The 14,607-nt window shown below is 68.0% G+C and carries 8 protein-coding genes and 1 tRNA gene; 2 read left to right on the forward strand and 7 right to left on the reverse strand.

Annotated features, from left to right (window positions below; all coding sequences use genetic code 11):
• The first annotated feature begins 138 nt into the window (after positions 1-138).
• Positions 139-215: transfer RNA gene (locus ACERNI_RS12660), tRNA-Met, on the forward strand.
• Between the two features lie 85 nt (positions 216-300).
• Here ACERNI_RS12660 and ACERNI_RS12665 read toward each other — a convergent pair.
• The 5 genes from ACERNI_RS12665 to leuA all read right to left on the reverse strand — a co-directional run bounded on the left by ACERNI_RS12665 (position 301) and on the right by leuA (position 9,827).
• On the reverse strand, positions 301-3,672 hold the full coding sequence (locus ACERNI_RS12665; RefSeq protein ID WP_448833652.1) for an error-prone DNA polymerase: 3,372 nt from the start codon (positions 3,670-3,672) through the stop codon (positions 301-303).
• Positions 3,669-5,516: a Y-family DNA polymerase gene (locus tag ACERNI_RS12670; RefSeq protein WP_448833653.1), complete on the reverse strand. Its 1,848-nt coding sequence runs from the start codon at positions 5,514-5,516 to the stop codon at positions 3,669-3,671. The genes ACERNI_RS12665 and ACERNI_RS12670 overlap by 4 nt, the downstream gene beginning before the upstream one ends.
• A complete protein-coding gene (locus ACERNI_RS12675; protein WP_448833654.1) occupies positions 5,479-6,534 on the reverse strand; it encodes a hypothetical protein in 1,056 nt (351 codons plus the stop codon). Before ACERNI_RS12675 ends, ACERNI_RS12670 begins: the two co-directional genes overlap by 38 nt.
• A 178-nt stretch (positions 6,535-6,712) precedes the next feature.
• Positions 6,713-7,945: a bifunctional DNA-binding transcriptional regulator/O6-methylguanine-DNA methyltransferase Ada gene (ada, locus tag ACERNI_RS12680; protein ID WP_448833655.1), complete on the reverse strand. Its 1,233-nt coding sequence runs from the start codon at positions 7,943-7,945 to the stop codon at positions 6,713-6,715.
• Positions 7,946-8,153: 208 nt separating this feature from the next.
• The gene (gene leuA, locus ACERNI_RS12685; protein WP_448833656.1) at positions 8,154-9,827 is read right to left on the reverse strand and encodes a 2-isopropylmalate synthase; all 1,674 of its coding nucleotides are present in this window, start codon (positions 9,825-9,827) and stop codon (positions 8,154-8,156) included.
• A 733-nt stretch (positions 9,828-10,560) separates the two neighbouring features.
• On the opposite strand from leuA, the gene ACERNI_RS12690 reads away from it, so the two are divergent.
• Positions 10,561-11,412 (forward strand): MetQ/NlpA family ABC transporter substrate-binding protein, encoded by an 852-nt coding sequence (locus ACERNI_RS12690; RefSeq protein ID WP_448833657.1) that lies wholly within the window; start codon positions 10,561-10,563, stop codon positions 11,410-11,412.
• 334 nt (positions 11,413-11,746) lie between these two features.
• On the opposite strand, the gene bluB is transcribed toward ACERNI_RS12690, so the two are convergent.
• A complete protein-coding gene (bluB, locus tag ACERNI_RS12695) occupies positions 11,747-12,562 on the reverse strand; it encodes a 5,6-dimethylbenzimidazole synthase (protein WP_448833658.1) in 816 nt (271 codons plus the stop codon).
• Positions 12,563-12,600: 38 nt separating this feature from the next.
• Positions 12,601-14,607 carry a MacB family efflux pump subunit gene (locus tag ACERNI_RS12700; protein WP_448833659.1) on the reverse strand — a complete coding sequence of 669 codons (2,007 nt, stop codon included), beginning with the start codon at positions 14,605-14,607 and terminating at the stop codon, positions 12,601-12,603.

A 14,607-nucleotide genomic window follows, 5' to 3' on the forward strand; every position in this document is an offset into this window, starting at 1 on the left:
TTCCCTGCAAAGGGACCGAAGACCTGACACACTCAAGTGACAAAGTTGACGCGGGGTGGAGCAGCCGCCCTGTGATGCGAAGCGGAACTGGCAACCCAAAATAACCGGGATGCACCTCAAAGCTTCCACAAAAGTTGACGCGGGGTGGAGCAGCCCGGTAGCTCGTCAGGCTCATAACCTGAAGGTCGCTGGTTCAAATCCAGCCCCCGCAACCAGGATAAAACAACCCGTCGCAACCGCGGCGGGTTTTTGCGTTCTGGGGCTAGAACTTGGCTTCCGATTCCGTTTTGCCCGCAGCCTTCAGTGAAAGTCCCGGGAGCCGGGCAGGATCCGGATATCGCGCGGATGACGATGCATCAGGGTGGCGTCCGGGCCGTCTGTCCGGATGTCGCCGCTGAGGTGACCGAGCAGTTCGCTTCTGTCGGTGATGTGCTTTGCCATCAAATGCACCACGTGCTCCGGGCTGCGCTCGATCACGCCGGAAATTTCCATCACGCGCGCGCTCATGACTGCCCGACGGAACCGCGCGAACATGCTGGCCCAGAGCACGGCATTGATGACGCCGGTTTCGTCCTCCAGGGTAATAAAGATGGCATTTCCGGTTCCGGGGCGCTGGCGCACCAGCACCACGCCGGTGACGCACACCCAGACCCCCTGACGGCTGTTATTGCATTGATCGCAGGTCAGGCTTTGCGCCAGCAGCGGGCGCAGGATCTGCATGGGATGGGCTTTGAGCGACAGGCGCAACGTCTGGTAGTCGGCGGCGACGTGTTCGCCCAGGGTCATCTGGGGCAAGCGCTGGGTGACTTCTTCCGCCTGCTCCGGCGTCGCCATGGCGAGGAACAGGGGAAGCGGCGCATCGTCGGGCAGTCGCTGCGCCGCCCACAGGGCCGCGCGCCGGTCCAGCCCCATGGAGCGAAAGGCGTCGGCTTCCGCCAGCCGCAGGATAGCCTGACGAGGCAACAGGGCGCGCTGCTGGAGCATCTGCATGTCTGGCGGCGGATTGTTGCTGTTCTGGCGCATTGCGGCTGGTCCGGCTGGCGATGCTCCGGCCCGGATGGCGCTCTGTTCAGCCTGGAACCTCACGATGGCGTCGGCCCATTCCTGGCGGAAGCCGTCGATCTGGCGAAAGCCGAGGCGCAGGGCCAGGCCGCTTTCCATGGCCTCCAGGGTGTTGTCCCAATGGCTGTGCGCCACATCGACCGCCAGCACGGTGACGCCATTGTCTTTGGCGTTGCCGATGATCTGGGCTGGTCCATAGAATCCCATGGGCTGGCTGTTGAGCAGGGCGCAGGCGAAGGCCGCCGGATGGTAGCACTTGATCCAGGCTGAAACGTAGACCAGCAGGGCGAAGGCGGCGGCATGGCTTTCGGGAAAGCCATAGGAGCCGAAGCCCCTGATCTGGGCGAAGCAGCGTTCGGCGAAATCCCGGTCGTAGCCGCGCGCCGTCATCCCCCCGACCATCAGCGTTTCATAGCGGTGCAGCGTGCCGTCGCCGCGAAATGTGCCCATGGCCTTGCGCAGGCCATTGGCCTGGGCGCCGCTGAAGCCGGCGGCGACCATGGCGACCTGCATGGCCTGCTCCTGAAACAGCGGCACGCCTTTCGTTCGCTCCAGGACGCCGCGCAATTCGTTGGGGGGATGCGGCGGGAGCGGCGAAGGATAATCAACCGTCTCAACGCCGGCGCGGCGACGCAGATAGGGGTGCACCATGTCGCCCTGGATCGGCCCGGGGCGGACGATCGCCACCTGGATCACCAGATCGTAAAACCTCTCCGGCTTCAGGCGCGGCAGCATGTTGATCTGCGCCCGGCTCTCCACCTGAAAAACGCCGATGGAATCGCCGGTTTTCAGCATGGCGTAGACCGGCGCGCCGGCCTCCTGTTCGCTGGTCAGGGCGACGCTGGCCAGATCATGCGCCTCGCCCCTGTGCTGGCGGAGCAGGTCGAACGCCTTGCGGATGCAGGTGAGCATGCCGAGCGCCAGCACGTCGACCTTGAGCAGGCGCAGGGCGTCGATGTCGTCCTTGTCCCATTCGATGAAGGTGCGTTCGGCCATGGCGGCGTTGCCGATGGGCACCAGATCATCCAGCCGGTCGCGGGTCAGGATGAAGCCGCCAACGTGCTGTGACAGGTGCCGGGGGAAGCCGATCAGCCGCGTGGCCAGCGCCACGGCGCGGCGGATGGCGGGATTGCCGGCGTCGAGCCCGGCCTGGGCGATGTGGCTGTCGGGAATGTTTTCGCCGTAGCTGCCCCACTGGCTGCCGGCGATGCGGGCGGTGACGTCCTCCGTCAGCCCCAGCGCTTTGCCGACTTCGCGAATGGCGCTGCGCGGCCGGTAGCGGATGACCGTAGCGGCGATGCCGGCGCGATGGCGGCCATAGCGCTCATAAATATACTGGATGATTTCTTCGCGGCGCTCATGCTCGAAGTCCACGTCGATGTCTGGCGGCTCGCCCCGGTCGGAGGAGAGGAAGCGGGCGAACAGCAGCTCATGCTTGTCCGGGTCGACGCTGGTAATGCCGAGCACGTAACAGACGGCGGAGTTGGCGGCCGAGCCGCGCCCCTGACAGAGAATGTCGCGCCGCCGCGCCTCCTGCACAATGTCATGGACGGTGAGGAAATAGGGCGCGAAGCGCAGTTCAGCGATGAGCGTCAGCTCTTCGTGCAACAGACGTTGCACCTTTTCCGTCGCGCCTTGCGGATAAAGGGTTTGCACCTTCCTTCGCACCAGTTCTTCCAGCCAGCCCTGGGGCTCATATCCTTGCGGAACCGGCTCGTCGGGATATTGGTAGGCAATCTGCGACAGGTCGAAGTGAATGCGTTGCAGAAAATCGCCGGTGGCGGCGATGGCGTCGGGGGCGTCCTGAAACAGGCGCGCCATCGCGTCCGGCGCTTTCAGCCAGCGTTCGGCGTTGATTTCCAGCAGCCGGCCCGCCGCCGCGACGGTGGTTTTCTCGCGGATGCAGGTGATGATGTCATGCAGGTCGCGTTGCCCCGGCGCGTGATAAAGCACGTCATTGACCGCCAGCAATCGCGCGCCGGCGCGCGCCGCCATGTCGCGCAGGCGGAACAGCCGGCGCCGGTCGTCGCCGCGCCGCCACATGCAGGCGCCCAGCCATACGGCGCCAGGGGCCGCTTCGGCGATCCGCTGCAGCGGCTGCGTCAGTTCCCCCAATCGCGCCGGCGGCATAACGATCAGCTGCAAATCGCGAATGTCGGCCAGCAAATCGTCGAGCGTCAGGTCGCAGCCGCCCTTGCGGGTGCGCCGGGAGCCCAGGGTCAGCAGCCGGGTCAGACGGCTCCAGCCGGCAAGATTTTCCGGATAGGCCAGCACATCCGGCGCGCCGTCGCTGAAGGCCAGCCGGGCGCCGGTGATGAGATGGAAGGCGGCGGCGCGCTGGCGGATTGCTGTGGCCAGAGCCGGATCACCGGCCAGGTCCTCCGATGTGGTGGCGGCGTCGAGGCCTTCCTCGCGCAGGGACCGGAGCGCGCTCCAGGCGCGCACAACGCCGGCAACGGTGTTGCGGTCAGCCACGCCAAGGCCGCGCTGCCCCTGCAATATGGCGGCCAGCACCAGATCGCGCGGGTGCGAGGCACCGCGCAGGAACGAGAAATTGCTGGTCGCCGCCAGTTCGGCGTATGCGGCGGGGCGCGGGGCGTCGTGGCTCATGTGAACAGGCCGTGGATGAACCAGCGCGGCGTTGGCGCGCCAGCGCTGCCGGGACGGAACAGCCAGAAACGTCGTCCCTCGCGGTCCTCGATCCGGTAGTAATCGCGTTCGCAGTGGAGGACATCGATGTCATCAGGCGGGGTGGCGTCCTGTTGTGGGGCGGCGGGCGCTGGCCATGTCCGCCACCATTCCGGCGACAGCCGCTCCGGTCCCTCCGCCGCCGTGACATCGTGCGCCATGCGGCGCCAGCGAAAGCGCAGCGGATAGCCATCTGGCGCCTCGTCCAGGGCATCCACCGGCTGCGGCGTGCGGAACAGGTGCAGCGGCCGCACTGGCGGATCTTCGGGCGAGAAGGCGCGCCAGCTGGCGTCCACGCTGGCAAGGCGCGCCGGGCGCAATGCAGCCGCCCGCTCCGGCAGATGCGAGCCGCCTGGAACCAGCTTCAGCACGGCTTCCGGCCCCAGCCGCGCCGCCAGCCGGTCCGCCAGGCGGCTGATATCTTCCTGGTCGGCTTTGTGTTTATAATTAGCCGGCATTATATCTTCAGAAAAACCAGACTGCGCCGTCTGCAATGACGTGGTTTCGCTGACGTTGAGGCGGATCTGATCAAAGCCGAATCCCGGGTCCAGCGGATCGTCCAGGGCGTTCAGCCGTTCGCGCAACAGCAGGCCGACAAGCGCCGGGTCACGCGTCGGCTGGCTGGTGGCCACGGTGACAGCGCGCGTCACGCCATCTGTCCGGTAGAACAGGGCGGTGAAGCGCAGCCCGCCCAGCCCGGCGCGTTCGAGGCGTTGCGCGGCCTCCTGCAGCAGGCCGGTGAGCAGCGTCGCCACATGCTCCTGGCGGGCCACCGGCTCGGCCAGGATGCGGTCAATGACGCATGGCGGCAAGGGCCGCTCCGGCGTGATGCGGGTATCTTCAGCGCCGGTGATGCGGGCCAGCCGCGCCGGGAAGCCTGCGCCGAAGCGGGAGGCGAGACTGACGCTGTCGCGATCGATGATCTGGCCAAGCCGCTTCAGCCCGGCGCGGTGCAACGTCATATGGTGACGTTCGGACAGTTCCAGCGCGGCGATGGGCAGGCGGGCGGTAACGGCGCGGTCGTCTCCCTCCGCCACGATCAGCGGCGCATCCCTGGCGGCCAGGGTGAAGCGGGCCAGGGCGCGGGCGGCCTGGGGGGTCGCCGCCAGGGCGCAATGCACGTGCAGACCGGCGGCGCGGGCGCGCTGGCGCACCCGGGCGGCCAGCGGCGCTTCGCCGCCCGCCAGATGGGCGCAGCCGGTCACGTCCAGCACCAGGCCGTGCGGCGGATCAATGGCCAGCAACGGGGTGAACCGCTCGAAATCATCGCGCAGGCGGGCCAGCAGGGCGTCGTCCAGGTCCGGCCGCGCCGGCGCGGCGCGCAGGGCCGGCAACAGGGCGCGGGCATCGGCCAGCGTCATCCGGGGCCGCAGGCCGGCGCCCAGCGCTTCCGGTGAAACGGCGGCGAGACGCATGGCGCCCTTGACCGGAGCGACGAAGACCAGCGGCGGCGCGGCCTGACGGGCATCGCCCGTTGCCCCGTCGCCGGGCTTGCCATCTCGTGGTTTGCCATCTCCAGGCTTGCTATCCTGAAGCTTGCCAGCTTCGGGCGCGGCTGCCCCGCCACTCTGGCGTCGCAGGCGGTCCGCCGGCAGAAATGGAAACCACAGGGCCAGATAGCGGCGCCGGGCAGGGCGTTGCCCATGGTGGCGGGCGGCGTCGGCCGCGCGAAGGCGCGTTCTGCCGCTTTCGCCCGCCGCATCGTCCTGCCAAAGCGTGGCGGCGGCGTTATCTGAAGATGTGCTCGCGAAACGTCCGTTGCGCACGATCCCACTCCAGTATCCATGTGGCGGGGACTGCGCCGCCGCGATGGCGCAGCAGGGTGATGGAGAAGGCGGGATGGCCTGGGGCGCCGCCTTCCAGCCGGCGCGAGGCGGCCGCCCGCACCAGCCAGCGGCTCCAGGCCGCGCCGGGGACCGGGTCCGCCGCGATGCGCACGCACAGGATGGCGACGCCGCTGCGCGCCGCGACGAGGGCGAGGCGGCGGCTGGCGGTGAGATCGAACGCCTTGGCCGCGCCCCAGGCGCTGATGATGACGATGCCGACGGCCCTGTGGCGGGCGGCCTCCTCGGCGGCGCCCAGCAATTCTGGAACCGTGCGGGCGCGGACCAGCAGCAGGTCGCCTGGGTCGAGCCCCAGATCCGCGAGCCCCTCGCCATGAGGGCGGCCAAGCTCCCGCCCGGCCATGTCGTGAAACGCCCACACCACCGGCCGCCCCGCGGCGATGCGGATGGCGTGGCCGATGGCGAAACCGTGGGCGGTGGGGCCATCGGCGGCGCTGGCGGCGAAGATGTCGTGCAGGGCCCCTGGATGCAGCCAGGCCGGATGGCCGTCGCGCGGGGCCGGATCATATGTGGCCAGGCTGGAGGGAGGCATGCCAGAGGGAGCCATGCTTGGGTGCGTCATCTCTGGGCTGGTCATGCCGCCGTCCCTGGCGGCTGGCGAATGGATCTGGCGTGGATCGACGCCCGTTCCGCCGGGCAGCGCTGCGCCAGAAATTGCTTCAACAGCAATTGCTTCGCCAGAAAACGCTTCGCCAGAACCCGCCCCGCCCTGGCGAACGTGGTCAGCCTGGCGCCATGACGGGGTGGTTGCGGGCGTCGATGTTGTGGCGTGGCGCAGGGCCATGTCCGCTTTCAGCCGGGCCAGGGCGCCGTCCCGCGCCTGCGCGTCATGCAGGCGCCTGTCGCCGCCGGCCTGCCTGCCTGGCGCAAGACGGCGCGCGGGCTGGCGGGCCTCCAGCGCCGGTGTTTCGGGCGGATATGAAGCGAAATTGTTCTCCATTTGTTCTTTATAGCGCCGCCTGCCGGGCCTGAGTCAAGCACAAGAGTCAAATATCAGGGGCGGGCCGCGGGGGCAGGCAACGCGGGCTGCCCGTCTCCGCTGCCGGTCCTGGTTGCCCGCCCGTGCTGGCGGATGGAAGACAAGCGCGATCAGACGGGGATTGTCATTATCAATTTGTTTAATATACGTTTTTTCTGCATGTCCCGTCCGCCGCGCCGCGCGCGGCATGCCGCTGGCGGCCCTGGCCGGCGCGGGCTTCCGCCGCCATCGCCTCGCGCTCGCGCGCCAGCAGGGTCTGCTTGCGCGCCACGCCCCAACGATAGCCAGAGACATCGCCATCGGTGCGGATAATGCGATGGCAAGGCGTCGCCACCGCCACCGGATTGGCGCTGCAGGCCTGGGCCACGGCCCGCACGGCCCTGGGCTGGCCGATGTGGCGGGCGATGTCGGCGTAGGTGGCCGTCTCGCCGGCCGGAATCGTGCGCAACGCTTGCCAGACCCGCTGCTGGAAGGCCGTGCCGCGCATGTCCAGCGGCAGGTCGACCGGCGCGGACGGGTTCTCGACCAGGGCGACGACGCGGGCGACCAGGGCGCCGAAATCCGGATCGTCGCCGACGAGGGCGGCGTTGGGGAAGCGGTCCTGGAAGGCGCGGATCAGCGCCTCCGGGTCATCGCCCATGCTGATGGCGCAGACGCCCCGGTCGCTGGCGCCGACCAGCAATGCGCCCAGCGTGCATCGGGCGATGCAGAAGCGGATGCGCTCGTCCTTGCCGCCCTTGCGGAAGGCCGTCGGCGTCATGCCCAGCATCGCGCCTGATTTCTCATAGAAGCGGCTGCTGGAGCCGAAACCGGCGTCGTAAATCGCCTCCGTGACGCCGCTGCTGGCGCCGAGGCCCTCACGCATCTTCTGCGCCTGCAGGCCGGCGCGCCAGGCAACCGGCGTCACGCCGGTGATGGCCCTGAAGCGCCGGTGAAAGGCAAAGGGGCTCATGCCGACCGCAGCGGCCAGCCGCGCGACGGTCAGCGGCGTTTCGCTTCCGGCGATCAGCCGGCAGGCGCGGGCAATCGCCGTCGCGTGGCGCTCCGCCAGGGAAGGGCCGTCGGGGCGGCAGCGAAGGCAGGGGCGGAAACCGGCCGCTTCCGCCGCCGGGCCGTCGGCGAAAAAGCGCATGTTTTCCCGCCGGGCGTGACGGGAGGGGCAGGAGGGGCGGCAGTAAACGCCCGTGGTCCGCACCGCATAGACGAAGGCGCCGTCTTCGGCCGCGTCGCGGGCCAGCACGGCGCGCCAGCGGGCGTCATCATTGGCTCCATCGGCGACTCCGTCGGATGCGCCGGGCGCGATGTCCCTGTGGGCGTTGTCGATGTTGCGGGCGTCGGTCATGGCGTGCATCCCGTTGTCGGTGGAGGTCATCGGGGGATGGCCTCTGGTCGACGCTGACTGTGGCGCCCCGGCCCCGGTCGCACACTCCGGGGGCTGCTTTCAAATCTGCCGGCGCAAATCCGGCGATCAGGCTCCAGCATATGGAGCATGGCGCCGTTCCGCCATGCGCGCTGTTCCAAAAAGCAAAACCGGCGCGATCTGCATCGCGCCGGTCCGGAAGATCCGGGATTTCTTCTGGTTATTGCGCGCCGTTCAGCGCGCTGACCAGCGCCTTCAGCGAGGCGGTGGCCACGTCTGGGTCGACGCCGACGCCGAACACGCTGCGATCGTCCGCCGTGCGGCATTCGACATAAGCCGCCGCCTGGGAGTCGGCGCCGCGCCGCAGGGCGTGCTCGTCGTAATTGACCACCTCGATGCCGGTGCCAAAGCGGGCGTTGATGGCGTCCACCGCGCTGGAAATCAGGCCGTTGCCGCGCCCGGCGATCTGGATTTCCTCGCCATCGACGCGGATGCGGCCGGTGAAGGCGCGCTCGCCGCCGCCCCGGCGCACGCCGCCGCCTTCATATTCAACCAGTTCGTAACGCTGTGGGCCGTCCAGACGGTAGGCGTCCTGGAAGATCTCCCAGATGTCGGCGGAGGTCATCTCGCGGGCCGTCTCGTCGGCGCGGGCCTGGACGCGGCGGCTCATGTCCACCTGCAGGCGGCGCGGCAGCTTCAGGCCGTGATCCTGCTCCAGCACCCAGGCGACGCCGCCCTTGCCGGACTGGCTGTTGACGCGAATCACCGCCTCATAGCTCTCGCCGATGTCGGCCGGGTCCAGCGCCAGATAGGGCATTTCCCAGACGCCGTCGTTGCGCTTCGCGTGGGCGTCGAAGCCCTTCTTGATGGCGTCCTGATGCGAGCCGGAGAAAGCGGTGAACACCAGTTCGCCGGCATAAGGGTGCCGCGGGTGCACCGGCAGTTCATTGCAATGCTCGGCGGTTTTCACCACGGCGCGCATGTCCTCGAAGCGCAGCTCCGGATCGACGCCCTGGGTGTACATGTTCATGGCCAGGGTCACCAGGTCGACGTTGCCGGTGCGCTCGCCATTGCCGAACAGGCAGCCCTCGACGCGGTCCGCGCCGGCCAGCAGGGCCAGTTCCGCCGCCGCGACGCCGGTGCCGCGATCATTGTGCGGATGCACCGAGATGACGACGCTGTCGCGGCGCGAAATCCGCTGGCAGAACCATTCGATCTGGTCGGCGTAGACATTGGGCAGGGCAACCTCGACCGTCGCCGGCAGGTTCAGGATCACCTTGTTGTCCGGCGTCGGCTGCAGCACGTCCAGCACGCGCTCGCAGATCTCCAGGGCGAATTCCGGCTCGGCCATGCTGAAGGTTTCGGGCGAATATTCGAAGGTCCAGCGGGTTTCCGGCCGCTTCGCCGCTTCCGCCTTCATCTGGGCGACGCCAGCGATGGCCAGGTCGATGATCTGTTGCTTCTCCATGCCGAACACCACGCGGCGGAACAGCGGCGCGATGGCGTTGTACAGATGGACGATGGCGCTGTGGGCGCCTTCCAGCGCCTCGAATGTGCGGCTGATCAGGTCCTCGCGCGACTGGGTCAGCACCTGGATGGTGACGTCCGGCGGGATCATGTTGTTGTCGATCAGGCTGCGCACGAAGTCGAAATCGGTCTGCGAGGCCGAGGCAAAGCCGACTTCGATTTCCTTGAAGCCGATGTCGACCAGGGTGTTGTAAAACCGGGTCTTCTTCTCGACGTTCATCGGGTTGGCCAGCGACTGGTTGCCGTCGCGCAGGTCGCTCGACAGCCAGCGCGGCGCCTTCGTGATGCGCTTTGACGGCCACTGGCGGTTGTTCAGGTCAAAGCCCGGCGCGTAGGGCTGATATTTGCTCTGCGGGTTGTTCAGCATGGGTCGTCATCCGGTGACAGACGGGGCGGCGGCGCCAGGTTCCGGCGCAATTCCAGCACGCGCGCGCGTCAAAAATTCAGAAATCATGGAAGAAGCGTGCGGGCCTCGAAGCCGGGACGATGAACCGTCCGCTCCGTTGCTACAGCCGCCGGGCAGCCGTCAGTCCCGGCGACCGCCGGAAAGTCGGGGCGCGAAAGCACGCAGGTCCAGGATATTGCTGTCCGGGAGGTTGTTGCTCAAGCCGTGGTTGCACAAGGCATGGCTCATGACGCCAGCAACGGCGGCGGTCGACCAGATACAATTTTCGGGAAACATCACACAATCCACTGGCGCTTTACATGACACGCGACAAACCCCGCCTTCCTCAGAAGGACGGGCCGGAAAGTCGAAGCGTGAGGCCAGTGGCGTGGATCATGGCCGGAGACTGTCACAGGCGATGACGCGCGTCAACGCCTGGACGCGGCGGGCCTGAACTGACCTGGCCGCGCGGCCAGGTCAGGCGATCACCTGGCCAGCGGGACGCGGGCGGAGAATATTTTTCCGGAAATTGCGCTGAATTTCGCTGCAAACAGGAGCGCCTCCGGCTTTCAGGAGCAGGTTGTTTCAAACTGTTCCGGCGCTGTTGCCGGCCCGGCGCCACGCTCCATAACCTCATGGCAGACAGACTTTGCGCGATCCGGACAGGCCGGCGCTGCCGGGTCGGTTACCGGAAAATGTGATGAGGGAAACAGCCATGAGAAGCCGCAATGCATCTGGAGCGCCCTGGCGGCGGCTGTCGCGCCGGGTGGCGCTGCCAGCGCTGGTTTTTGGACTGGGTTTTGGGCTGGCGTTCGCAACTGGCGCCGCGCAGGCCGCCCAGGAAACCTTGCGGAAGACCCTGAAGGTCGGCGTTTCCGCCGGGCCCTATGGCGATATCCTGCGCGAGGCGGCGAAGCTGGCCGCGAAGGACGGCGTCAAGGTCGAGGTCATCGAATTCTCGGACTGGAACCTGCCGAACGCCGCCGTGCAATCCGGCGATATCGACTTCAACGCCTTCCAGCACCGGCCCTATCTCGCCGCCCAGGTGAAGGCGCGCGGCTATGACATCGTGCCGCTGGACGCCGCCATCGCCGTGCCGGCCGGCCTGTATTCGGCAAGGCACAAATCGCTGGCGAGCATCCCGGACGGCGCCAGCATCGCCCTGCCCAACGACCCGTCCAACGGCGCCCGGGCGCTGTTTCTTGTCCAGCAGGCGGGGCTGATCAGATTGCGTGACGGCGCCGGGGTCAACGCCACGATCCGGGATATCGTCGACAACCCGAAAAAGCTGACGTTCCGCGAGATCGACGCGGCGCAACTGGCGCGTTCGCTCGATGACGTGGACGTGGCCTGGGTCTCCAGCAATTACGCCCATCTTGCCGGGCTCAAGCTGAAGGACGCCCTGAAGGCCGAAGGGGCTGACAATGACTGGGTGCTGGTGTTCGCCGCGCGCGCCGATCGCAGGGACGATCCGGCAATCCGGCAATACATCGCCGCCTACCGCTCGGAGCCGGTGCGCCAATACATCACGCAGAAATTCAACGGGGCGATTTTGCCGGCGTTCTGAGACGCCCGGTGGGTCCGCTGGTGAAGGCGTTCATCAGGCGGGGGCGCGCCCGCGGGCTGTTGCGTTTACGTCCGCTTGCCTGCTCCCGCCGTCTCTCGCCTCTTCCACCCGTCATGGCCGGGCTTGTTCCGGCCATCCACGCCGGCCCGCGCCTGCCGTCGCCTCCCAGATGAGGCGGCAAAGGCGTGGATGCCCGCATCAAGTGCGGGCATGACGGCGGAGGGGGAGAGGCGGAGGGTGGGACGGCGGAAGCGCAAGGGAGCGGCGGTTCTCGTGGCCGCGACATGGCGTTGCATCGCCGTGACATGGCCGTTGGAGCGCTGGGGGAGCGGCGTCAGCCCTTTGCCTGTCCCTGATCCCGCGCGGCGGCGCGCAGGGCGGGGGCGAGGTCGCCAGCGGGTTCGCCCCAGGCTCCATTGAACACCAGCTCTTCCAGCGGCAGGCGGCGCGCCCAGCGGCGGGCCTCCAGTTCCGGCGAGGTGAACAGCTCGTCCACATAGCCGACGCACAGCCAGGCCATGACGACGATATGCGACGGGATGCCGAGCAGCGGCTTCAGTTCTTCCGTATCGAAAATGCTGACCCAGCCAACGCCGAGGCCTTCGGCCCGCGCCGCCAGCCACAGGTTCTGGATGGCGCAGGCGACGCTGTACAGATCAACGTCCGGCTGGTGGGTGCGGCCGAGCACGACGCGGCCGCCGCGCGTGCGGTCGCAGGTGACGCAAATGCCGAGCGGCGCTGTGAGAATGCCCTCCAGCTTCAGGCTGCGATACAGCGCCTGACGGGAGCCATCGAACAGGTTGGCGGCTTCGGCGTTGGCGCGGCTGAACAGTTCATGCACCTCGCGCCGTTTGGCCGCATCGCGCACCACGACGAAATTCCACGGCTGCGACAGGCCCACCGACGGAGCGCAATGGGCCGCAGTCAGGATGCGGGCCAGCGCGTCGTCCGGCACCGGCCGCGCGGCGAACTCGTTGCGCACGTCGCGGCGGCCCGTGATGGCGCGCCACAGCGCCTCCCGATCCTCCCGCGAAAACGGGCCGGCGGGAGCGCGCAGGAGGTCCGGCGCTTCCGTCGCATCGGCGGGCGTATCGGTCGTCGCGCCAGGGGGCGCGCCAGCAAATCCGGGCCCGGCCGGCTCGTCCGTCATGATGGCCTCCGCAAATCGCCGTTCCTGTTCATCATACATCAGGCTTGCGCCAGCGCCGTCACCGGGTTCAGCCGGGAGGCGTTGCGGGCCGGCAGCCAGCCGAAGACGATGCCGATGATCGACGAGACGGCGACGGCGGCGATAATCGAACTGGTTGAATAGATCAGCTGGAAATCCGAGCTGAACCGCGCGAACACGGCGCCAAAGCCGAGCGCCAGCGAGATGCCGAGCACGCCGCCGATCAGGCACACCAGCACCGCCTCGATGAGAAACTGTTGCAGGATGTCGCTCTGGCGCGCCCCGACCGCCATGCGCACGCCGATCTCCGCGACGCGCTCCGACACCGACACCAGCATGATGTTCATCACGCCAATGCCGCCGACGATCAGCGAGATCACCGCGATGGCGGCGATCAGCAGGGTGAGGGTCTGCGTCGTCGCCGTGATGGTCTGGCGGATGTCGTCGGTGTTGATGATGAAGAAGTCCTGCTGGCCGTGGCGGCGCTCGAGGAATTCGGTCACCGCCTTTTCGGCCAGGTCGGTGCTGATGTCATCGCGCACCCGCACGGTGATGCTGCGCAGCGAATGGCCGCCGACAATGCGCGCCTGCACGGTGGTGTATGGCGCGAAGATCGACGGGTTTTGCGACGAGCCGAAGCCCCCCTGCTGGCGGGCGACCACGCCCACCACCCGCAGCGGCGTTTTGCCGGCGATGATGACCTGGCCGACCGGGCTGCGGCCAAAGTCCTTGAACAGGGCTGTTCTGGTGTTCTCGTCGATCACCGCGTCCTGGGCGTAGGTGCGCACCGCGCCGGCGTCAAACAGCGCGCCCTCCACCAGTTTCGCGCCCTTGGCGGCGAAGTATTGCTCGTTGACGCCATTGATGAGGGCGCTGGCCTCGGAGGAGCCAAAGCGGGTGTTCTGCGACGAGGAGACTGTGGGCGTCACCGCCGCCACATAATGCTGGCGGGCGAGTTGTTCCGCGTCGTCGACCACCAGCGTGGTGACTTTGCCGGAGCGGGTGTCGCCGAAGCTGCGGCCGGCGAAAATCTCCAGCGTATTGGTGCCAAGGCCGGAAATGTTGGCGAGCACCTTCTGGCGCGAACCTTCGCCGAGCGCCACCACGCATACCACCGAGGCGATGCCGATGATGATGCCGAGCATGGTGAGGAAGGCGCGCAGGCGATGGGCGGCCATGGCCAGCACCGCCATGCGAAAAGCTTCGCCCAGCCGGCTGGCGGCGGCGCGCAGGGGCGACATGGCGCGGCCGGGCGGGGCGCTGCGCGCCTCCAGCCGGGCGCCCGCCGGCGCCGGCGCGGCGGGCGCATCGCGGCGCGCGTCATTGCGCGTATCGGAGAGAATGACGCCGTCGCTGATCTCGATGATGCGTTCGGCCCGGCGCGCCACCCCCATGTCGTGGGTGACGATGATGACGGTTTTGCCCTCGGCGTGCAGCTCATCGAGAATGCGCAGCACTTCCTGGCCGCTGTGGCTGTCGAGGGCGCCGGTGGGTTCGTCGGCCAGGATGACCTCGCCGCCGTTCATCAGGGCGCGGGCGATGGAGACGCGCTGCTGCTGGCCGCCGGAAAGCTGGCTCGGGCGATGCTCAAGGCGGTCTTCCATGCCGAGCCGCTGCAGCAGCGCCGCGGCCCGCTCGCGCCGCGCCGCCGGCGTGCGGCCGGCGTAGATGGCCGGCACCTCGACATTGCCCTCGGCGGTCAGCTCCGGCAGCAGGTTGTAGCGCTGGAAAATGAAGCCGAAGTGCTCGCGACGCAGCTGGGCCAGCTCATCCGGCGCCAGGGCGGCGGTTTCGCGCCCGGAGATGCGGTAGCTGCCGGAGGTAGGCGTGTCGAGGCAGCCCAGGATGTTCATCAGCGTCGATTTGCCGGAGCCGGAGGCGCCGACAATCGCCACCATCTCGCCTGCGGCGATGGTGAGATCGACGTCCTTCAGCACCGCGAGCACGCCGTCGCCGGATGGATACTCCCGGCGCAGCCTGGTCAGCTGGATCAGCGCTCCGGCTGTGTCCGCCGCATCGCGCGCCAT

Source organism: Camelimonas sp. ID_303_24, assembly GCF_053543495.1.